The following is a 648-nucleotide window of genomic DNA, read 5'->3' as shown; positions in this document are numbered from 1 at the left end:
GAGCTGTAGCCCACGCGTTCGGCAATACGCGCAACCTCCAAGCCGCCCTCCCGCAGCAGACGCTTGGCCAAGGCCATGCGCCAATGCAGGAGGTAAGCCATCGGCGATACGCCGAGCGCACGGGTGAAACGCGCAAAGAAGGCCGAACGCGACAATGCCGCCTGCTCGGCCAGTCCCGCCACGGTCCACGCCTGTTCGGGCCGCGCGTGCAATGCGCGCAAGGCCAAGGCGAGGCGCTCATCGGCCAGGCCCAGGGCCAGCCCTGGTGCGTTGCCCGTGGCGCCGCCGCTGCGCAATGCTTCGATCAGCAACACTTCCAGCAGCCGTTCCAGCACGATTTCTCGCGCTGGTCGCTGCGAGAGGGTTTCATCGCTGAGCAGCTGCACCAGCGTGACCAGGCGGGGTACGCCGCGCACGTGCAGCACCTGTGGCAGCAGCGAGACCAGCAGCGTCGCATCCGGCGAACGGAAACGGCAGTGGCCGATGTGCATGCGTTGCTCCGGCGCACCTTCCTGTCGCCCGATGCGGAAGTGACCGGCGCCCAGCTTCACCGGCGTGGTGGGCGGCACCTTCGCGCCGGTCGGGCTGGCGTTGCGCAGGCCGCGCATTGCCGGTACCAGGACGAAGTCGCCGGCCTGCAGGTCGATC

1 protein-coding gene is annotated in these 648 nt (G+C 68.8%); it reads right to left on the bottom strand.

The features are described 5' to 3' along the window. Positions 1-648 (bottom strand): AraC family transcriptional regulator (locus CWM66_RS28020; protein ID WP_107147751.1); only part of this gene is annotated, 648 nt, incomplete at both ends.

This window comes from Kosakonia sp. H7A, assembly GCF_003028445.1.
In the GTDB taxonomy this organism is placed as follows: Bacteria; Pseudomonadota; Gammaproteobacteria; order Enterobacterales; family Enterobacteriaceae; genus Kosakonia; species Kosakonia radicincitans.
This window is presented reverse-complemented; position numbering and strand designations above follow the sequence as displayed.